Annotated in this window: 20 protein-coding genes and 1 tRNA gene; 12 read left to right on the forward strand and 9 right to left on the reverse strand. The window is 33.3% G+C overall.

Translation table 11 applies throughout. The features are described 5' to 3' along the window. Nucleotides 1-6 precede the first annotated feature (6 nt). Entirely contained in the window at nt 7-2,841 is a 2,835-nt protein-coding gene (locus P7122_RS09225) for a TonB-dependent receptor (RefSeq protein ID WP_278005499.1), read from the forward strand. Between the two features lie 77 nt (nt 2,842-2,918). Here the strand turns inward: P7122_RS09225 and P7122_RS09230 are convergent, their stop codons facing one another. After that, on the reverse strand, nt 2,919-3,275 hold the full coding sequence (locus P7122_RS09230) for a toxin-antitoxin system YwqK family antitoxin (protein ID WP_278005500.1): 357 nt from the start codon (nt 3,273-3,275) through the stop codon (nt 2,919-2,921). Nucleotides 3,276-3,561: 286 nt separating this feature from the next. Between P7122_RS09230 and P7122_RS09235 the strand changes: the two genes are divergently transcribed. Next, nucleotides 3,562-5,859 carry an inorganic phosphate transporter gene (locus tag P7122_RS09235; protein ID WP_278005501.1) on the forward strand — a complete coding sequence of 766 codons (2,298 nt, stop codon included), beginning with the start codon at nt 3,562-3,564 and terminating at the stop codon, nt 5,857-5,859. Nucleotides 5,860-6,003: 144 nt separating this feature from the next. Then, nucleotides 6,004-6,855: an OmpA/MotB family protein gene (locus P7122_RS09240; protein ID WP_278005502.1), complete on the forward strand. Its 852-nt coding sequence runs from the start codon at nt 6,004-6,006 to the stop codon at nt 6,853-6,855. A 96-nt stretch (nt 6,856-6,951) separates the two neighbouring features. Here P7122_RS09240 and P7122_RS09245 read toward each other — a convergent pair whose 3' ends face one another. The 3 genes from P7122_RS09245 to P7122_RS09255 form a co-directional block, all read right to left on the reverse strand. Next, nucleotides 6,952-7,701, reverse strand: coding sequence for a CPBP family intramembrane glutamic endopeptidase (locus P7122_RS09245; RefSeq protein ID WP_278005503.1), 750 nt, complete (start codon nt 7,699-7,701; stop codon nt 6,952-6,954). Between the two features lie 17 nt (nt 7,702-7,718). Further along, entirely contained in the window at nt 7,719-8,222 is a 504-nt protein-coding gene (locus P7122_RS09250; RefSeq protein ID WP_278005504.1) for a hypothetical protein, read from the reverse strand. 145 nt (nt 8,223-8,367) lie between these two features. Next, entirely contained in the window at nt 8,368-8,937 is a 570-nt protein-coding gene (locus tag P7122_RS09255) for a DUF3109 family protein (RefSeq protein WP_278005505.1), read from the reverse strand. A gap of 90 nt (nt 8,938-9,027) precedes the next feature. Between P7122_RS09255 and P7122_RS09260 the strand changes: the two genes are divergently transcribed. From P7122_RS09260 to P7122_RS09270, 3 genes are read left to right on the forward strand one after another with little or no spacing between them, the layout of a single operon-like run. Continuing rightward, nucleotides 9,028-9,609, forward strand: coding sequence for a MarC family protein (locus tag P7122_RS09260; RefSeq protein ID WP_278005506.1), 582 nt, complete (start codon nt 9,028-9,030; stop codon nt 9,607-9,609). Nucleotides 9,610-9,621: 12 nt separating this feature from the next. Continuing rightward, on the forward strand, nt 9,622-9,825 hold the full coding sequence (locus tag P7122_RS09265) for a hypothetical protein (protein WP_278005507.1): 204 nt from the start codon (nt 9,622-9,624) through the stop codon (nt 9,823-9,825). Continuing rightward, on the forward strand, nt 9,822-10,433 hold the full coding sequence (locus tag P7122_RS09270; protein WP_278005508.1) for an FAD-dependent oxidoreductase: 612 nt from the start codon (nt 9,822-9,824) through the stop codon (nt 10,431-10,433). Before P7122_RS09265 ends, P7122_RS09270 begins: the two co-directional genes overlap by 4 nt. On the opposite strand, the gene P7122_RS09275 is transcribed toward P7122_RS09270, so the two are convergent. The 5 genes from P7122_RS09275 to P7122_RS09295 all read right to left on the reverse strand — a co-directional run bounded on the left by P7122_RS09275 (nt 10,423) and on the right by P7122_RS09295 (nt 14,862). After that, nucleotides 10,423-12,030 carry a S41 family peptidase gene (locus P7122_RS09275; protein WP_278005509.1) on the reverse strand — a complete coding sequence of 536 codons (1,608 nt, stop codon included), beginning with the start codon at nt 12,028-12,030 and terminating at the stop codon, nt 10,423-10,425. The two genes, P7122_RS09270 and P7122_RS09275, sit on opposite strands and share 11 nt — an antisense overlap. A 23-nt stretch (nt 12,031-12,053) precedes the next feature. Then, a complete protein-coding gene (locus P7122_RS09280; RefSeq protein WP_278005510.1) occupies nt 12,054-12,482 on the reverse strand; it encodes a deoxycytidylate deaminase in 429 nt (142 codons plus the stop codon). 91 nt (nt 12,483-12,573) lie between these two features. Then, nucleotides 12,574-13,164, reverse strand: a complete 591-nt coding sequence (locus P7122_RS09285; protein WP_278005511.1) for a HupE/UreJ family protein — start codon at nt 13,162-13,164, stop codon at nt 12,574-12,576. Nucleotides 13,165-13,271: 107 nt separating this feature from the next. Beyond that, nucleotides 13,272-14,666: a tetratricopeptide repeat protein gene (locus P7122_RS09290; protein WP_278005512.1), complete on the reverse strand. Its 1,395-nt coding sequence runs from the start codon at nt 14,664-14,666 to the stop codon at nt 13,272-13,274. Between the two features lie 114 nt (nt 14,667-14,780). Beyond that, nucleotides 14,781-14,862, reverse strand: a tRNA-Leu gene (locus P7122_RS09295). A gap of 143 nt (nt 14,863-15,005) precedes the next feature. On the opposite strand from P7122_RS09295, the gene P7122_RS09300 reads away from it, so the two are divergent. The 6 genes from P7122_RS09300 to serS all read left to right on the forward strand — a co-directional run bounded on the left by P7122_RS09300 (nt 15,006) and on the right by serS (nt 21,066). After that, entirely contained in the window at nt 15,006-15,947 is a 942-nt protein-coding gene (locus P7122_RS09300; RefSeq protein WP_278005513.1) for a ribose-phosphate pyrophosphokinase, read from the forward strand. 165 nt (nt 15,948-16,112) lie between these two features. Then, nucleotides 16,113-16,718: a 50S ribosomal protein L25/general stress protein Ctc gene (locus tag P7122_RS09305; protein WP_278005514.1), complete on the forward strand. Its 606-nt coding sequence runs from the start codon at nt 16,113-16,115 to the stop codon at nt 16,716-16,718. A gap of 81 nt (nt 16,719-16,799) precedes the next feature. Then, on the forward strand, nt 16,800-17,432 hold the full coding sequence (gene pth, locus P7122_RS09310) for an aminoacyl-tRNA hydrolase (protein WP_278005515.1): 633 nt from the start codon (nt 16,800-16,802) through the stop codon (nt 17,430-17,432). Between the two features lie 61 nt (nt 17,433-17,493). Continuing rightward, nucleotides 17,494-18,396 carry a bifunctional riboflavin kinase/FAD synthetase gene (locus P7122_RS09315; RefSeq protein WP_347402814.1) on the forward strand — a complete coding sequence of 301 codons (903 nt, stop codon included), beginning with the start codon at nt 17,494-17,496 and terminating at the stop codon, nt 18,394-18,396. Continuing rightward, nucleotides 18,389-19,717, forward strand: coding sequence for an HTTM domain-containing protein (locus tag P7122_RS09320; protein ID WP_278005516.1), 1,329 nt, complete (start codon nt 18,389-18,391; stop codon nt 19,715-19,717). The genes P7122_RS09315 and P7122_RS09320 overlap by 8 nt, the downstream gene beginning before the upstream one ends. 77 nt (nt 19,718-19,794) lie before the next feature. After that, the gene (gene serS, locus P7122_RS09325; RefSeq protein ID WP_278005517.1) at nt 19,795-21,066 is read left to right on the forward strand and encodes a serine--tRNA ligase; all 1,272 of its coding nucleotides are present in this window, start codon (nt 19,795-19,797) and stop codon (nt 21,064-21,066) included. Nucleotides 21,067-21,282 lie beyond the last annotated feature (216 nt).

Below are 21,282 nucleotides of genomic sequence, written 5' to 3' on the forward strand. Positions count from 1 at the left end.
AATATAATGAAACATATTTTAAAAGTCTTAGCTCTTGTTTTATTTTTCTCAGCTACAACTGCAGCTTTTTCGCAAGGAAAAGTAAGCGGAACTGTAATTGATGGTGAATTTAATGAGCCAATGGCCTTTGCTAATATTTTAGTAAAAGGTACATCAAAAGGTGTTACTACCGATTTTGATGGAAAATATGAGCTAGAGTTAGAAGAAGGTACCTACACATTAGTCTTTTCTTTTGTTGGGTATGCTACTAAAGAAATCTCAGACGTAGTTGTAAAAAACAATGAAGTGTTTGCTTTAGATGTTTTAATGGAAACCAATTCTTTAGACACGGTTGTCATTACTACTACCACAAAAAGAAATACTGAAAGTGCAGTATTAAACCTGCAAAAGAAATCAGCAGTTGTTTTAGACGGTTTATCGTCTCAAGCTATAAAAAGCACAGGTGCCAGCAATGTTGCTGCAGCTGTAAAGAGTGTTCCTGGTGTTTCTATTCAAGGAGACAAATACGTTTTTGTTCGTGGTTTAGGTGACCGTTATACAAAAACCACATTAAATGGTATTGACATTCCTGGTTTAGATCCAGATCGTAATACCATTCAAATGGATTTATTTCCTACCAACATCATTGATAATGTTATTGTTGTAAAATCAGCTTCAGCAGAATATCCTGCAGACTTTACTGGTGGTTTAGTTGATATTGTTACCAAAGATTTTCCTAGTAAAGAAGAATATTCTATCTCATTAGGTGGTGGCTACAATCCTGACATGCACTTTAACGATCAATATATTAAGTCTGAAGGAAGCGATACAGATTTCTTTGGTTACGATGATGGTACAAGAAATTTACCAATAAACAGATACCAACAAATTCCTGGTACTTTTGACAATAAATTGTTGTTAACAACATTAACCAGCAGATTCTTAAGCGAACTTGCAGGTCAACAAACTACCAGCGGAATGAACTATGACTTAGGATTTACTCTAGGTAATCAGTACAACGTTGGTGATGACAAATTAGGTTATCAGGCTTCATTTTCTTACAAAAACGAAACAACGTTTTATGAAGACAGACAAGATGGTGGTTATATTAAGAACAATTCTGACCCATCTGATAATGACTTAAACTTTACATTAGCATCTAGAGGTTCTGAAGGTATTAACAATGTTATCCTTAACGGAATGTTAGGCTTAACCTATAAGACTGACAAATCTAAAATTAAAGCAAACTTACTACATATTCAAAATGGTGAATCTGCTGCAGGTTTCTTTAACCAAACCATATCTCAAGATGGTGTTGGTGGTGGTTTAGAGCCATTAACCAAAAGTTCTATTACATACACAGAGCGTTCTATTACTAATTTGCTTTTAACTGGTAAGCACAGATTAAACAGCATGACAGAAGACAATGCTTTTAATATGGAATGGAAGTTATCTCCTACCTTTTCTAAGGTTATGGATAAGGCACACAGAATTACACCTCTACAGAGAGCTGACAACGGAGAATTTTTTGTAAGTCCTTCTGCTGCTACATTCCCTATTCAATTATGGAGAAACTTAATTGAAGAAAACTGGGCTGGTAAAGTAGATTTTGATAAAACGGTAGAGATGTTTAGTCGTCCTGCTAAAATTAAATTTGGTGGTGCTTACACTTACAAGTTTAGAGATTTTAGTACAGATGATTACACGTTTAACATTCAAGGGGATGATTCTTTTATTGCCGGAGGTGATGTTAACCAGTTATTAAACCCAAATAACATCTGGACACCAGATACAGATAACGGAACGTATTTAATTTCTATAGATACTTTTAACCCTAATGACGCATACGAAGGTGAGCAACATATTGCTGCTACTTATGTATCTGCTGAGTTTAATTTATCTGAAAGTTTAAAATCTGTTGTAGGTGTTAGAGCTGAAGCTTTTAATTCTTACTACACAGGTCAAGATAACTCTACTACTTTTGACAGAACTAGCATTTTAGATGAAGTTGATTTTTTCCCTTCTGCTAACTTAATTTATGCATTAAACGATAAATCTAACTTAAGAGCTTCTTATGGTAGAACAACAGCTCGTCCTTCATTTAAAGAAGCTTCTGTTGCTCAGATTTTTGATCCTATTACAAACCGATTATTTATTGGTAACATTAACTTAGTTCCTACTTACGTAAACAACTTTGATATGCGTTACGAGTTTTTTGGTGAAAGCGGTCAAATGTTTGCTGTGAGTGGTTTTTATAAAGACTTTAAAGATCCTATAGAACAAGCATTCTTTCAACAAGCTCCAAGCCAAATTACTGTTGGTAACCTTGGTGATGCACAAGTATTTGGTGCTGAGTTTGAAGTTAGACAACGTTTAGGTTTTATTTCTGAAGGCCTTAACAACTTACGTCTTGTTACTAATGTTACTGTTACCGAGTCTAGATTAACTATGGGTGAAGATGAATATAACAGTAGACAATTAGCAGCTAGAAATGGCGAAACTATAGACAGAGAAAGAGATATGCAAGGGCAAGCGCCTTACGTAGTTAATGTTGGTTTTGATTATAACAACTCAGACATTGGTCTACAGGCAGGTTTATTTTACAACGTACAAGGAGAAACACTAGACGTTGTAGGTATAGGCCTAGTACCAGATGTATATGCACAACCTTTTAATAGTTTAAACTTAACTTTTAATAAATCTTTTGGCGAGAACAAACGTTCTTCTATAGATGTAAAAGTTAGCAACATATTAGGAGATGAGCGTCAGAGCGACTATGTATCTTACGGAACTGACAATCAAGTTTTCTCTTTAAGAAATCCAGGCACAGAATTTTCGCTGGGTTATACTTTTAAGTTCTAAGACAATTAAAATTTATTGTAATAAAAAAAGCGCTCTAACATTTAGAGCGCTTTTTTTATTTTAAGTATTGATAAAGACTAGTTGTTAATAGCAACCTTTGTTTTGCTATCCCATTGGTTAACACTTACAATTTTAGAATCAATAAAATCTACTTCTTTTAAAGATTCATCTTGCCAGAAAAACCATTTTCCAACTTTTTTACCATCTTCATAATTTCCTAATGCTAATTTATTTCCTTCTGCATCGTAACTTTTCCATTCGCCATGAACTTTACCATCAGCATTAAATGTACCTGTTTGACTTATTTCACCATTATCATGATAATATGTAGCGTAAGTTAAGTCGCCTTTCTTTTCTAACTTTGGTTCGTTATCGTTTTGAGCATAAGAGAATGCTACGCTCAACATCATAAGAACAATTACTAAATTTCTCATATTCATTTGGGCTTTAATTAATAATTACATTACAAACATAACATTTTATTTACATTTAAACAACTATTACATAACATTAAGTTAACATTGAAGATGCATTTGACTGAATATCAATTCATTGAAAAATTAAAATTTGATAACATTAGCCTACTTTAATAAATTTACTGCGTTTACAAGAAAAACAATTCTTTATTTTTTTAAATCTCATTGCATATCATAACATTTAGGTAACATTACGTTGAAATTAAAAGAAGAAATTTGCGTACAATTATAGTTACTCTTTTAAATGGAAAACCTATATATCTATATGCTAGCTGCATTAGCATTTTTGGCTGTTGCAGACTTAGTTGTTGGTGTAAGTAATGATGCTGTAAACTTCTTAAATTCTGCCATAGGCTCTAAAGCCGTTTCTTTCAAAACCATAATGATTGTTGCCAGTATTGGTGTTGCTGTTGGAGCAATGACCTCTAGTGGAATGATGGAGGTTGCTAGAAAAGGTATATTTAATCCTGGCGAATTTATGTTCAACGAAATCATGGTCATTTTTATGGCTGTGATGCTAACAGACATTCTTCTTCTAGACTTCTTCAACACAATGGGATTACCGACTTCTACTACGGTTTCAATTGTATTTGAATTACTTGGAGCATCGGTTGCAGTAGCACTTATCAAGATTTATTCAGATAGTTCTAAGTCTATAATAGATTTAAGCAACTATATTAATAATGAGAAAGCTATTGAAATTATACTTGGCATACTGCTCTCGGTCGTTGTTGCTTTTACAATAGGTGCTGTCATTCAGTATGTATCGCGTCTACTATTGTCATTTAAGTTTGAAGAAAAACCAAATTGGTACAGCGCTGTTTTTAGTGGATTTGCCGTAACGTCAATAATGTATTTTATTATCGTTAAGGGTCTAAAAAACGCAGCCTTTATACCACCTTCTGCTCAAGAGTTTTTAGGCACAAATCCTTTTACCTTCATAGGTATAAGCTTTTTAGTGTTTACAATTCTCTCTATGCTGGCAATTCAATTGTTTAATGCTAAGATTTATACTATAATCATTATTGTAGGAACTTTTGCTTTAGCTGTGGCTTTTGCTGGAAATGACTTGGTTAACTTTATAGGTGTACCTATTGCTGGTTATGATTCTTTTCAAAAATGGTATGAAGCCTTTCAGGCTACTGGTGTTTTACCATCAGAATACAGAATGCATGGACTTGCAGGAAAAGTACCTACAAACTCTTACCTGCTTCTAATTGCAGGTCTTATAATGGTACTTACTTTATGGTTTTCTAGTAAGGCTAAAGCTGTGGTAAAAACCTCTGTAGATCTATCAAGACAAGACGAAGTGAAAGAACGTTTTGAACCAAACTATTTATCTAGAAATATTGTAAGACTTACAATTGGTCTTAACGAAAGTGTAAATAGAATTCTTCCTACTGCATACAAAAACTGGTCAGAGAAGAAATTTATAAAACCTAATGTTGTTGTAAAAGAACAAGACAGACCTGCTTTTGATTTGGTAAGAGCTGCCGTAAATTTAATGGTAGCATCTGTTCTTATCTCTATTGCTACCTCTATGAAATTACCACTTTCTACTACCTATGTTACTTTTATGGTAGCCATGGGAACCTCTCTAGCAGATAGAGCTTGGGGAAGCGAAAGTGCTGTATATAGAGTTGCTGGTGTGCTTAACGTAATTGGCGGTTGGTTTTTTACCGCATTTAGTGCTTTTGTTGCTGCTGCTATAATGGCTTTTATTTTATACCATGGCGAAGGTTACGCACTGTCTGGTTTATTAGTTTTAGCAGTTATGCTATTATTAAGAAGCTACATGGCACATCGCAAGAGCTCTAAAATAATGCGAGAAGAAGATCAGTTAGAAAAAGCAGAAAGCAGCTCTACACAAGGTGTTATTCATGAAAGTGCATCTAACATTGCCAATGTTATAAAACGTGGCAATAGAATCTATACCTCTGCCATAAACGGTTTGGCCGTACAAGATTTAAAACTTCTAAAAAAGAACAGAAGACAAATAGATAAACTATCTACAGAAATTGACGATCTTAAGGATAATATTTTCTACTTTATTAGAAATCTAGATGAGCCAAGTGTTGCTGCAAGTAACTTCTACATTAACATACTTGGTCATTTACAAGATATGACACAGTCTTTAGACTACATTTCTAAGGCAAGCCATAAGCACATTAACAATAACCACAAAAAACTAAAATTTAGTCAGGTTAAAGAGCTTAAGGACTTAGACAAAAAACTAGAAAAATTATTTGCTAACACGCAAACCGCTTTTGAATCTAGATCTTTTGAACAGATTGGTGCTATTTTAGAAGGCAAAACAGAAATGTTTGATTTAGTAAAAGACAAAATACAAAAGCAAGTAGAGCGCACAAGAAGCGAAGAATCGAGCCCAAAAAACACGACACTTTATTTCAGTTTATTACTCGAAACTAAAGACCTTTTAACAGCCTTGATGAATCTTCTAGAAGAGTACTACCAATCGCATGATAGCTCTGTTAAACCTGCAAGACTTAACTCTAGTGTAGGTTCTGACCAAGAGGAATAAATTCAAACTTTATTACACCAAAAGCCTTAGAGATTCTAAGGCTTTTTTTTATGTCTGTTTTTAAAATTTATTACACTTAAACATCCAAAATATGTATTTGGTCGTATATCTACTTGTACCGGATAAACTAATTAAAACAAAAACATGAAAAAAATTTCAATGCTTTTAGTAGCAACAATTCTTTTAAACTCATGTGTTTCAAAAAAGAAATACATGGCTTTAGAACAAGAAAACGGAGAGATTAAAAGTCAACTAACCAAAACTCAAGTAGAAAAAGAAGATTTAGAAACTAAGTTTGCAAAAATTCAAGAGCGAGTTGATAGATATAACGAAAAAATTAGCTCACTAAATGAAGATGTAGAAGGCTTAACAATGGAAAATGACATTAAGCTAGATGTTAACAAAGATGGCACAGTAATGTCTAACGAGAGTAAGCGCAAAATGCTAGCTACGCTACAAAATGTAGATCCTTCTAAGTTAGCAGAAGCTAAGACTTTAAAAGATTCGATGAATTTAGCCATACAGTACAATCTTGAAAAAACCATGAACAGTACTGACTTAAATGAGGATGAAGATATCGCTGTAAATATTAACGAAACTGTGGTAATGATTTCTATCTCTGATAAAATGTTGTTTAATTCTGGAAGCTACAGAATAAGCAGTAAAGCAGACAATATTTTACAAAAGCTAGCAGATGTTATTAACTCTGAAGAAAGCATTGATGTTATGGTAGAAGGCCATACAGACTCTAGAGGTATTAACACAGAAAAAATACAAGACAACTGGGACTTAAGTGTACTAAGAGCAACATCTGTTGTAAGAAAACTGCAACACAAGTACAAAGTAGATCCTGCAAAATTAATAGCATCTGGTCGTAGTAGCTACCAACCTCTGGTAAACAATGACACTAGAGAAAACAGATCAAAAAACAGAAGAACACGCATTATATTAATGCCTAATATTGACAAGTTTTTTGCTTTGATGGAGGCAAATTAATTAATCCATTATTTTTTATAGAGGTAAAAAAGCACTCACCCTTTCAACAAGGATCTGGGTGCTTTTTTTATGCTATATCATTGATTTTTTTTGATACTAAAAAAGCGAATTATTAAAGTTGTAATAATCTATCATTAACACAACAAAATTGTGTATAAAGTGAATAATTATACCATACCAGAGCGTATTGTACTTACTTCTAATATATCCCAAAATTAGACCAAAAGGAAAGATCCATATAAATGATATAAACGAAAAATGGATAAGCGCAAAAATAAAAGCTGTTGCTATAATGGTTATTCGCTCACTAACTACCTTTTGCAAGCTATTAAACAAGAAACCTCTAAACCCTAATTCTTCGAATATTGGAGGTAAAATGGCTGTAAACAAAATTGCCCAAAACAGAGGGTAATCTAAGTACACATATTCGCTGTAATAATTTTCGTTAAGGCCAAATAAAGATTCATTTAAAAAAGCAATAGAAAAGTAGACTATAACAGCGGACAATAATGGAAACACCAGAGAAAAAGCCAGAATCTTCTTATTTAACTTAGGAATTTTATAGAGCTTCAATATCTCTTTATAGTCAAACAAAGAAAAAATAACTACCATTAGTGCAAATACACTTTCTATTACAATTTCAACCAAAAGATTGTAAGGATATTCGTTGTAGAACAAATAAGATACAACCGCAAACAACAAGAAAGTGGTGTAAAAAACGATAATTAAGTTTAGTGAAGATGTTCTTTTATCAATTTCATTTTTATGAAGCTGTTTTCCACACTTAGAACAAAACTTTACCTCTTTATATAACTCAGCATTACAATTGCTACAGATAATATTCATATTTCTTAAATCCTATTTTACTTTTTTATTGAAGAAGCAGAATACACACCTACTCCAAGGTACACGGTAATGATTATTTTAAGTATAATACCTCTCAAAATTGTTGAAGGGTCAAAAATAGCTGAGATAATTATTGTTGTTAAATACAGAAACAAGCCAAGTAATAGTGCTGCCAATGGTTTTTTAGATGTCCAAGCACCTAATAACAGATAGATAATCCCAAGAATAGCATTAGTAATTAAAACTCCCACATCTTGACTTTGAAAAAAATCGAAGAACCCAATTACAAGCACAATACCAGCCATGACGTACAGTATATTTCTTGCTGATCTAATTTTCTTACCAGCATCCATATTCTGATTTTTTTGCATAGCTCTCCTGGCATGAAAAAGCGCAATTTCACGTTCATTTCCTTTTTCTGGATAACCACATTCAGAGCAATAGATATCCTCTAAATCCATGGAAGTTTTACAAATTGTACACGACGTTTCTTGAGTATTAATGCTAGGTACTTCTTCCATATATGGAGTTAGATTTTTGGTTGAAGCATCCAATATAGAAAAAAAGTAAATACTTACATCAGTATCAACAAAATACTCGTTATGGGTTGAGAAATATCGATTACATTTTAAATGAGATATTCAAGTAAAAAAAGTAATCTAACAGTTATTTAAAGTTTTTATCCGCAATTTTTTCTAATTCGGCATACCAATCTTCACCAAATTTTCTAATTAAAGCTTCTTTTACAAACTTATAAATAGGCACTTGCAATTCTTTACCAAGAGAACAGGCATCATCGCAGATCTCCCATTTTTCGTAGTTAACTGCAGAAAACTCAGAATAGTCCTTTACTCTAATCGGATAAAGATGGCAAGAAACAGGTTTTTTCCAGCTTATTTCACCTTGATTATAAGCTTCCTCTATACCACAAAGAGCTGTGTTCTTTTCATCAAAAATAACATAAGCACACTCTGCTCCGTTAATAAGCGGAGTTTCTAATTCGCCATAAGTTGTTTTTACCCAAGCACCTTGAGCTTCTATAACCTCTATGCCTTCTTTGCGCAAAAAAGGCTTTACTTTTGGGTAGATATCATCTAAGATTTTGATTTCTTCTTCATCCAAAGGAGCGCCTGCATCACCATCTATACAACATTCGCCTTTGCATGCCGAAAGGTTACACACAAAATCCTTTTCTATAATATCTTCTGAAACTATTGTTTTTCCTAACTGAAACATGCCACAAAAATAAATAAACTTTACCGTTATTTAATATTGTTAATCCACAATAAAATAAGACCTTTGCGCCGAATTTTAAAAACGAAAGTTATGCAGTTAGAATTTAAACAAATATTTACTGCTTTTATGGTTTTGTTTGCTGTAATTGATATTATTGGCAATATTCCTATTATTATAGATTTACGTAAAAAAGTTGGTCATATACAGAGCGAAAAGGCTGCCTTAATTGCTGGTGTGATTATGATCGTTTTCCTTTTTGTGGGTAAAAGCTTATTAAACCTCATCGGTATTGACGTCAACTCATTTGCTGTTGCTGGTGCATTTATTATTTTCTTTATTGCCTTAGAAATGATACTTGGTATAACCCTTTATAAGGATGACGAGAGCAGTGCTATGACAGCTTCTGTTTTTCCATTAGCTTTTCCTCTTATTGCTGGTCCTGGTAGTTTAACAACTTTATTATCCCTACGTGCTGAGTTTGAAATAGAAAACATCATTGTTGCTGTAATATTCAATGTTATAGTAATATATGCTGTTCTTAAAACTTCTGCTAAAATCGAAAAACTTATAGGTAAAAATGGTATTAACATAATTAGAAAAGTTTTTGGTGTAATTTTGTTAGCAATAGCAGTAAAATTATTTGCTCATAATATTAAAATGCTATTAGCCTAAACATTTTTTAACATGAAGATTTTTACCTGGATATTTACCATTATTGCCATAGGTCTTATAGCATACAATGCAACTAAACTGAATTTTGATGCCTTACTTACAGGCGAAAGCAAAGTGGCAATTATTACAATAGTTGCTGCGCTTTGTGCTATTATACTGTTACAAATCCTTAGAATATCTAAGAAAATTGAAACCTTAAGCAAAACAAGAAAATGAGTTTTGATGCATTAATTATTGGTGCTGGCGCAGCAGGTTTGTCTTGCGCTTTAGTATTAGGTTCTGCCAAAGAAAAACCCTTTGCTAACAATAAAAACATAGGCATTATTGCTCATCAAAAAAGTTCGCATTTACAAACCGCTTTGTTTAATAACGTCCTTGGACTTAAACCAGGCACTCTGGGCGAAGACATTTTAAGCGATGGTATAGAACAGCTCAAAGCGCTTTACCCTCATGTTACTCAAATAGACAAAGAAAAAGTTACGCAAATAGAACAGAATTCTGAAGGGTTTAAAATTACAACTAACAAAAGTGAGTATTTTTCTAAAATTGTGGTTGTTGCTGTTGGCTACACTAATCTTCTAACCATCAAAGGCTTAGAACGTTATGTAGAACCTCATCCCAGAGCTGCTGTAGAAAAAGATAGAATCTGGCTAAAAAACACAGATCATTTAGTAGAAGATAACTTATACGTTGCAGGTACTTTAGCTGGTTGGAGAAGTCAATTTGCTATTGCCTCTGGAAGTGGTGCTCATGTAGCGACGGATATTCTTACGCTTTGGAATGATGGTAAACAAACCAAAGTACACGATAAAGTTATTGCTTAAAACTAGGATGCTCGCCACTAATAAGAATCACTTCTTGTACCATAATATCTTCCTTATTTAGTATTTCTTCAAAGGAATTATCATCAAACAATTGTCTGGCTAAGGTTGCTTTTATCAGGCGTCTTATTTCATCATTATAAGCAACAAACGTAATGTTTGTGCCCTCTTTTTGATTTACATAATCCTGAAAGCGCACAACAATATCGTCACTGACTTCAAAATTATTTATAAAATCATACTTTGTAACATCTTGATAAACGCTTCTATCCTTATCTAACTCTTCAAAAACAAAATAACCAAAATGCCCTCGACGCCTTAGGTAATTTATTGTTTCGTTATCAAAGGATCTATCTACAGGCACAAAAACATCTGGTATAATGCCTCCTCCACCATACACAACCTTTCCTTTTGGTGTTGTAAACTTTAGTGAATCATCAACCTCAATATTATCCTCATCTGCTAACTCACCGGTTCTTAAGCGCTTGTAATAATCATTATAATAAGAACTATTGTCGCCATTAGTGTAAGGTCTTTGTATAGAACGACCTGTTGGTGTGTAGTACCTAGAAACGGTTAAGCGCACAGCACTACCATCTCCAAGAGCCATTTCGCGTTGCACTAAACCCTTACCATAAGAACGTCTACCAACTATAATACCTTTATCATTGTCTTGTAATGCTCCGGCAATTACTTCACTTGCTGAAGCTGAATTCTCATTAATAAGAATGTATATTTCTCCTTCTTCAAAATCACCTCTCCGTGTAGCATACGTACGCTCTTCTCGTCCTTTTTTGTCTCTTGTAAACAAAATGAGTTTATCGTCTTCTAAAAATTCATCTGCAATTTGCTCTGCTATACCCAGAAAACCTCCAGGATTATCTCTTAAGTCTAACGCCAATTTTGTTGCACCTTGATCTTGCAAATCTTCTAATGCTACCTTAAACTCTCTGTAACTAGTCTCTGCAAAACGATTCATTTTTATATATCCTAAATCGTCTGTTAGCATATAGGCTGCATCTACACTTTTTATTGGTATGGTCTTACGTTTAATTTCAAATTCTAAGATTTCATCTTCGCTTTTTCTATAGACTGTAAGCTTTACTGTAGAATTTTTTTTGCCTTTTAATTTTTTTGAAATAAACTCATTAGTAACTCCTCTACCATAAATTGTATCTCCATCTGCAAGCAAAATACGATCACCACTCATTATTCCTGCACCTTCACTAGGCCCATCTTCTGTAGGCTTTATAACAGTAATAGTATCTTTATAAGGGTAGTAATTAATACCTATACCCACAAAATCACCCTTCATACTCTCAGTAATGCGCTCTAAATCTTCTTTAGGAATATACGTAGAATGAGGATCTAAGTTGTCTAAAATTCCATTGACTGTAACATCTACAATACTATCTGTATTAACATCATCAACATATTCGTAGTCTATATAATCTATTAACCGATTGAGCTTATCTTTTTTACTGTTTGTTGTAAAAAGATTATCTGAAGTATCTGTAAAATTTAGTTTTCCACCAATGACAACACCTGCAGCTATAGCTACACCAATAATAAGTGGTATGTACTTGTTTTTTGTTGCCATGATGTTTGTTGTATAATTAAGGCTTAATTAAGCTCCTCAATCAACTCTATATCTATTCCTGCCTTTTTTAAAAACTCTATACCAGAATCGTCTTTATAAGGTTGAGAATACACAACTCTTACAATACCTGCCTGATGTATTAACTTACTACACTCCTTACAAGGCGATAGTGTAATGTACAACGTTGCTCCTTTGCAAGATTGAGTGGAAGAAGCCACTTTTAAGATAGCATTAGCCTCTGCATGAAGCACATACCATTTAGTGTATCCTTCATCATCTTCACAATAATTCTCAAAACCTGTTGGTGTACCATTGTAACCGTCTGAGATAATCATTCGGTCTTTTACAATGAGTGCTCCAACTTGTTTACGCTTACAGTGAGATAGTTTTCCCCATTCTTGAGCAATACGCAAATAGGCTTTATCGTATCGTAATTGTTTTTTGTTTGACATTAAGTGTTTTATACAATGTAAATAACGAATATAATAGGATAGAATTGTATAAGCAATTACGCTGTCGTTAAAGTTTTACAAAACTTTAGCACTACCATAAGTAATCATTACGAATCAGCATTTCAAAAACCAATCCTATCACAATTGCAGAAAGTACCATAACCCAATCGCGACGCGAAAATCTAAATAGAGTCTGAAATAAAAACCCAAGGAATAAAACTACAAACACAATAATAATTTGTGCAATTTCAATACCTAATGCAAACTCTAAAAGTAGTTCTATTTTGTTTTCAGATTGACCTGCAAACATCTTAAACTCTCTGGCAAATCCTAAACCGTGAATTAAACCAAAAAACAATGTTGTAAAGAACAATAACCCTATTTTTTTGCCTCGATCTTTTTTACCTGCAGTAAATACATTGTAAACTGCAGCAATTAAAATGGTAATAGGTATTAAGAATTCAACCAGTCCTCCATCTACAGAAACAACACCATAAGCTGCCAAGACTAGTGACAAGGTATGCCCTAAAGTAAACATAGAAACCAGAAGCAAAACACGTTTCCAATCCTTAAAAACGTAAGGTACAGCCAGTACCATTAAAAAAAGAACATGGTCGTAACCATTGATATCTAAAACGTGGTTAATGCCATACTGCACATTGAACCAAAAATTTTCGAACATAATTTAAATTTATTTAATTTGGGATAGTTCAAAGTTACGATTAATATTGAAAAAAAAACCTAAAGATATCCTTAGGTTTTTTTTGAAAGGTAATTATACAAATTTCTCTAATGCCAGTCTACATCAGGCACTTTTATTGTTCTGTTAATCCAGCATCCTATTTTTAAAGTTTTACCAGCTAAACCACTAAGAAATATTTCTTCTTTAGTAGGAGCTTTTGCTAAATAGCTATCCACATATTTTTGCACCAAATCATTTAGGGTTGGATCTACTCTAGATGCTTTTTGAGCTTCTTCGGCAGCTAACCAAAAAATTGCTCTTTGCTCAAAATTATCCTTACCACAGTTTTTATCCTTAGCACTGTCATGATACATTAACGCTATTAACAGATGTGGTTTTCCGTTTGAAGGATTTAACTTCAATGCTTCAGACAAATAATTTCGTGCTTTTGAATACTGTCTCTTTTCTTTTAGAATAGTACCTATTCTAAACATAATATTGGCTTTTTTATAAGGTCTAGTCTCTAGCTCACCTGCTTTTCCTAAGTATTCTAGAGCTTCTTTATCTTTTCCTTTTTTAAACAAGAGTGTTGCTATATACACTTTGGTATCTGCAGATGGAGCTACCTTATCGTATTGCTTAACCAACTTTTCATAAAGATCGTCATCTGTACAATCTTTGTGATACATTCTGCTAACGGAACGTTTTAGCCAAATAGAATCATTTTGATGCAATTCAAAATCTTTGGTATATAACGGAATCAGATTCTTGCAAGTGGCTCTTTTATCTATTATAACATTCATATTATTCTGAATAAGTGTATAGTTTTTAAGATAACTCTCATAAGCTCTTTTCTTGTTTTCTTCACTACCTGTAAGTGCGCCTCCGCTATCAACTTTTTCTACCAAAGCGTTTAACTTTTCTGAATAATTCTGAATTTCAACTTCTATTTTTTCACTAACATCATCGTAGGTTTCAAATAATTCGGTTGGCGATTTCTTACCTTCATCAAATAACTCAACCATCAAAGAAAAGTAGGTGTATAGACTTTTAGGGTGTGTAAAGGTTTCTTTATCTGCGCCAAAAGCTGTATCAAAACAACCAAATAGTTCTAAAGACGTTTTACTTAATTCTTCTCTGTAATCGTATTGTAATTGACATGCTTTTGCGTCAAATTCACCTTTTGGTGTATCGTTCTTAAAATGTTCATAACGCTGTATCCATAAATCTAAAAGTGCATTTACAAAACTCAATTGAACTTCGCCTTTCGAGTTTTCGATTTTGTGTTTAAGGATTTTTTCACCATCTACATATATGGCGAGATTTAAATCTGGGCAATTCTTTTTCAAATATAGCCAAGGCTCATAAGCAGCATCATAATTTTTTGCTTGAGTAGCTACATGAGCGTTAGACAGGTTTGTTTTGCATTCTAATTCGGTTTGGGCAGTAATACCAAAACCCAACAGCAAAACCATGGAGAAAACAATGGATTTTAGCTTCATAATGTTGTTGGTTTATAGTTAGTTATTCAACAAAAAAGCCACAAAAAATGTACCAAATCCATTCAAAATAAAAAAGCAAGCACAATAATTATGCTTGCTTTTAAAATTCTTTAGTACTCAAGGTGGGAATCGAACCCACACTTCCGAAGAAACTGGATTTTGAATCCAGCGCGTCTACCAATTCCGCCACTTGAGCTAAACAGAACAGCAAAAGTATAAAATATTTTTCTGCAAGCAACTAAAAATAGTAGGTTTTATGCTTTTTGTGAGTAAATTATTTTTCTAACTTTGAACCCTTAAAACAACACAACAAACAACCCTTTTTAATTACTCTTTCAGATGCCTAACAACATTACAGAAGCTAAGATTTTTACCTGTTCACAAAGTCAAGATTTAGCTCAAGAAATTGCAGCCGCATATGGAGTTGATTTAGGTAACGTGATTACCTCAACTTATAGCGATGGTGAGTTTCAACCTTCTTACGAAGAATCTATTAGAGGTACTCGTATTTTTATTATTGGTTCTACTCATCCTGGACCAGAAAACTTGATGGAAATGTTATTAATGATAGATGCCGCTAAGCGTGCCTCTGCCAGACACATTACTGCTGTTATGCCTTATTTTGGTTGGGCCAGACAAGACAGAAAAGACAAACCAAGAGTACCTATTGCTGCAAAGCTAGTTGCCAAGATGCTTGAAGCTGCAGGAGCAACTCGTATCATTACTATGGATCTGCATGCAGACCAAATACAAGGATTTTTTGAAAAACCAGTAGATCACCTTTTTGCATCTACTATCTTTTTACCTTACTTAAGAAGTCTTAATTTAGACAACCTTACAATTGCATCTCCTGACATGGGTGGATCTAAAAGAGCTTATGCATATTCTAAAGCTCTAAAAAGCGATGTTGTAATTTGCTACAAACAACGTGCTAAAGCCAATGTAATATCTCACATGGAACTCATTGGTGATGTTACAGGCAAAAACGTAGTTTTGGTAGACGACATGGTAGACACAGCTGGCACACTTACCAAAGCTGCCGACTTAATGATGGAACGTGGCGCTAAAAGTGTAAGAGCTATCTGTACACATCCTATTTTATCTGGTAGTGCTTATGAAAAATTAGAAAATTCTAAACTTGAAGAGTTAATTGTAACCAACTCTATTCCGTTAAAACAAAAAAGCGAAAAACTTAGAGTATTAAGTTGTGCAGATTTATTTGCAGGAGTAATGCAAAATGTACACCACAACAAGTCTATTAGCAATAAATTTGTAATGTAACAGGCGTAATTCCTGTTGCTTTTTTACAAAACTATTTTCTAATAACAGTAGAATTTTACTAGCCAATCAAAAAATTGCACAAAAAGGCTAGTATTTCTCTATTATATGTTTAAATTTGCAGCCCTCAAAATGAGGAATTTATATATTAATAATTAAACTTTTAAAATGAAATCAATTACAATCGATGGATCTCAAAGAGAAAGCGTAGGCAAAACATCAACAAAAGCCTTACGTAATGCTGGTCAGGTTCCTTGCGTTATATACGGAGGAGATAAGCCATTACATTTCTCTGCACCAGAATTGGCTTTTTCAAAACTTGTATACACACCAAATGCGCATACAGTTGTGATTGCCTTAGATAACGGTGAGAAATATAATGCTATTATGCAGGATATTCAATTTCACCCAGTAACCGACAAAATACTTCACATAGATTTTTACCAAATCTTTGAAGACAGAGAAATTACTATGGAAATTCCTGTTCAAATCGTTGGTACTTCTAGAGGTGTACTTAATGGTGGTGTATTAAAGAGACCTTACCGTAAATTAAGAGTAAAAGCTATCCCTTCTAAATTACCAGATTTTATAGAAGTAGATATTACTCCATTAAAAATTGGAAACAAATTATACATTACAGCTTTAGAAAACGAAGACTACAAATTCTTACACCCAAACAACACTGTTGTATGTCAAGTTAAGAGAAGTAGATTATCTGTTGCTGGCGCTGATGATGAAGACGAAGAAGAGGAAACTGAAGGAGCTGAAGCTTAAGACTAGTCTAATAACTTTTTCAAATATTAAAAAAGCATTCTTTTACAGAATGCTTTTTTATTTTTACACAAATTAAATAAAATGTGGAAACGCATAAAAAAATGGTTGGGCTTTAGCTCTACCGTTATAGAAAATGAAGAAGATGCTATGAAAAAATTCTTAATTGTTGGATTAGGGAATATTGGAGAAAAATATCACAACACAAGGCACAATATCGGTTTTAAAATTTTAGATTATTTAGCCGAAAAAGAAGATGCCACTTTCGAAACCGTAAAACTTGGAGATGTAACCTCCTTAAAAGTCAAAGGCAGAACTTTAATTTTACTGAAGCCAAGCACCTATATGAATCTTAGTGGTAAAGCTGTAAAATACTGGTTAGAAAAAGAAAAAGTACCTCTAAACAACTTACTAATTATAACCGACGACCTTAACTTGCCTTTTGGCACGCTTAGACTTAAAACCAAAGGAAGCGACGGAGGACACAATGGTCTCAAAGACATACAGGATAAGTTACAGACTACAAAATACAACCGTTTTAGGTTTGGTATTAGTGATGCATTTAGCAAAGGAAGACAAGTAGATTATGTTCTTGGCGAATGGACTGAAGATGAAAACTCTAAGCTTAACGAACGCCTTAAAACCTCAGCAGAACTAGTTAAATCCTTTGCTTTGGCTGGTGTAAGTAATACCATGAATCAATTTAACGGAAAATAGACTTACTCATTATTTATTTTCTAATTAAACACCTAACTTTGATAATACATTAGGAATTGCTTTGAAGTCTAAAAAAATATTAACCATAGGTACATTTGATGGAGTCCACATAGGACACCAAAAAATACTTAAACATATTGTTGCTCTTGCGCAAAAAGAAGGTCTTGTCCCTACAGTACTAACCTTATTTCCTCATCCTCGTATGGTGCTTCAAAAAGACGACAACATAAAGCTTCTTAACACCATTGATGAACGCATTCAACTTCTCAAAAATATAGGAATACAAAGTGTTATTGTAAAAGAGTTTACAAAAGAATTTGCCAACCTTTCTGCTAAAGACTATGTAGAACAAATTCTCGTAAAAGAACTCAACACCAAACAAATTGTCATAGGTTACGATCATCATTTTGGTAAAAACCGAAGTGCCAATATTGATGATCTAAAAATATTTGCAAAAGAATTCAATTTTAAAGTTGAAGAAATTTCTGCGCAAGAAATCGAAGATGTTACCGTAAGTTCTACAAAAATTAGAAAAGCTCTAGACAACGGTAATATAGAAGTTGCCAACGCATACTTAGATTACAACTATTTCATTTCGGGAGAAGTTGTTAAAGGCAAAGGTATTGGACGAACTTTAGATTATCCTACTGCAAACATTCGCATTAAAGAATCTTATAAATTAATTCCAAGAGATGGTGTTTACGTTGTTAAATCAGTTATTGATAACGCAACAGTTTTTGGTATGATGAACATTGGCACCAATCCAACAGTTAGTGGAAAAGCCAGATCTATAGAAGTCCACTTTTTTGATTTTGATAAGGATATTTATGGAAACGTTTTAAAAATCGAATTTCTACATTGGCTAAGAAGTGAACAAAAATTTGAAAATCTTGACGCTCTAAAAAAGCAACTAAGTAACGATATGACTAATGCCTTAGAACATATAAAAACAATAAATGCATAAGTTTCTGTTTAAACATATAGATAATTCTGGTCTAATTGTCTTTAGGATTATCTTTGGTTTACTCTGTTTCTTAGAATCTGTTGGTGCTGTATTTACTGGTTGGGTAAAACATACTTTAATAGACCCAAAATTTACTTTCACTTTTATTGGTTTTGAGTGGCTACAACCCTTACCTGGCAACTGGATGTACGCCTACTACATCTTAATGGGCATTTTTGGCCTCCTCATTATGGTTGGTTACAAATATCGATTTAGCATGTTAATGTTTGCCACAATGTGGACAGCCACCTACTTAATGCAAAAGTCATCTTATAATAACCATTACTATTTACTCTCTATTTTGAGTTTTTTAATGGTTTTGATGCCTGCAAATATGTACGCTTCTGTAGATGCAAAATTAAAACCTTCAATAAAACGATTTTCCATGCCTTCTTGGTGCAAATGGGTTTTTGTTATACAACTATTTATTCTATACACTTATGCAACCATTGCTAAGCTATATCCAGATTGGTTAGACACTACTTTTATTAAAATATTAATGAGAGGAAAAGCAAATTATCCAATTGTAGGAGATTTATTGCAACAAGAATGGTTACATTATTTTTTAGCATACGGAGGTCTTTTATTTGATGGCTTAATTATTCCTGCGCTTCTGTTTAAGCCAACCCGAAAGTTTGCTTTTTTTGTTTCAATATTCTTTCATTTATTCAACTCAATCATATTACAAATAGGCATTTTTCCTTATCTGGCATTAGCATTTAGTCTTTTCTTTTTTGAGCCAAAACGCATTAGAAACATCTTTCTTAAAAAGAAAGAATTCTATAGCGCAAACGAAGTTACAACACCAAAACACAGTAATATCTTCATAGTAATTTTTATTACTTACTTCCTTGTACACATAGCACTTCCACTTAGACATCATTATTTTAAAGATGATGTATTATGGACAGAAGAAGGCCATCGCCTATCTTGGCGCATGATGCTACGTGCAAAAAGTGGCAATGCAAACTACAGAGTTGTAGATAAAGCCACCAATGCTGTAACGCACATTAATCTTAATGATTACCTTACCAAAAAGCAACAACGTGGTGCAAGTACTAAACCAGATATTATTTGGCAATTTGCGCAGCACCTAAAAAAGGATTTTGAAAAAAAAGGGCAATCTGTAAAAGTGTATGTTAAGACTTACGTTAGGATTAATGGCAGACAACCAAAGTTATTTATAGACCCTGAAATAGACTTGGCAAATCAAGAATGGTATCATTTTAAACACCACAATTGGATATTGCCTTATACTTCGGTAGATAAACCTTCAAAATAGTTTTTATCTGCTTAAATTCTTATTACTTTTGTTGGCCTATTTTATACGCTTTAAGCGTAAATTCAAAATTTTTAGATATGTTACAAGTTGCTTTTATTAGAGAAAATAAAAACGCTGTTATTAACGGTTTAGCAAAACGAAATATTGATGCTACCGAGATGATTAACGATGTTATTACATTAGATGAAGACCGAAGAAATCTTCAAACACAATTAGATAACACAAAAGCAGAATCTAACGCACTATCAAAAGAGATTGGTAACTTATTTAAATCCGGAGAAGTTCAAAAAGCTAACGTTCTCAAAGAAAAGACAACACAGCTAAAAGACACTGTTAAAACATTAGAACAAGAACTTAATGAAAAAGCAGATGCGCTTAATGAATTGTTGTACAAAATTCCTAACGTTCCTAACGAAATTGTTCCTGCCGGAAACACAGACGAAGACAACGAAGAAGTATATCGCGAAGGAGATATACCAACGTTGTTTGATGGTGCTTTACCACACTGGGAGCTTGCAAAAAAGTACGACATCATAGATTTTGAACTTGGTAACAAAATCACTGGTGCTGGTTTTCCTGTATACAAAGGAAAAGGTGCAAAATTACAACGTGCATTAATCACCTATTTTCTTGATAAAAATACTGAAGCAGGATATACCGAAATACAAGTACCACACTTGGTAAATGAGGCTTCTGGTTTTGGCACAGGTCAGTTACCAGACAAAGAAGGCCAGATGTACCATGTTACAGCAGACAATTTGTACTTAATACCAACCGCAGAAGTACCTGCAACAAATATCTTTAGAGATACCATTCAAAATGAAGACGAATTACCTAAAGCAATCACTGGCTACACACCTTGTTTTAGACGCGAAGCAGGTAGTTATGGTGCGCATGTAAGAGGTTTAAATCGTTTGCACCAATTTGATAAAGTAGAAATTCTTAGAGTGGAGCATCCAGATAAATCTTATGAGGCTTTAGATGGCATGGTAGAACACGTAAAAGGTATTTTGAAAGAATTAAAATTACCTTACAGAATATTACGCTTATGTGGTGGAGATTTGGGCTTTACTTCTGCTCTTACTTATGATTTTGAAGTATTCTCTACAGCACAAGATCGTTGGTTAGAAATTTCTTCAGTTTCAAATTTTGAAACCTTCCAAGCCAATCGTTTAAAATTACGCTTTAAAAACAACGAAGGTAGAAACGAATTATGCCATACGCTTAACGGAAGCTCATTAGCATTACCAAGAGTTTTAGCAGGAATTTTAGAAAACTATCAAACTGAAGACGGAATTAAAATCCCTGATGTATTAGTTCCTTATACAGGATTTGACACAATTTCGTAAATTCTTCTTGTCGAAAAATTCGGACTTGTTTGTTAAAAAAATACGTGTTTAATCGATTTTTTCTGTATTTCTTCGTTTTTTTTATTTAAATTTATGAAGTTAGCATTCCAAATCAAGGATTAGCCTAATTATGAAAAATGTAAAACGCATTGTACTACTCATTGCACTAGCTGTTATGGTAAGCAAGGTTTTTTTCTAACTATAAAGTATTGAAAA

This window comes from Winogradskyella marincola, from assembly GCF_029624125.1.
Lineage (GTDB): Bacteria > Bacteroidota > Bacteroidia > Flavobacteriales > Flavobacteriaceae > Winogradskyella > Winogradskyella marincola.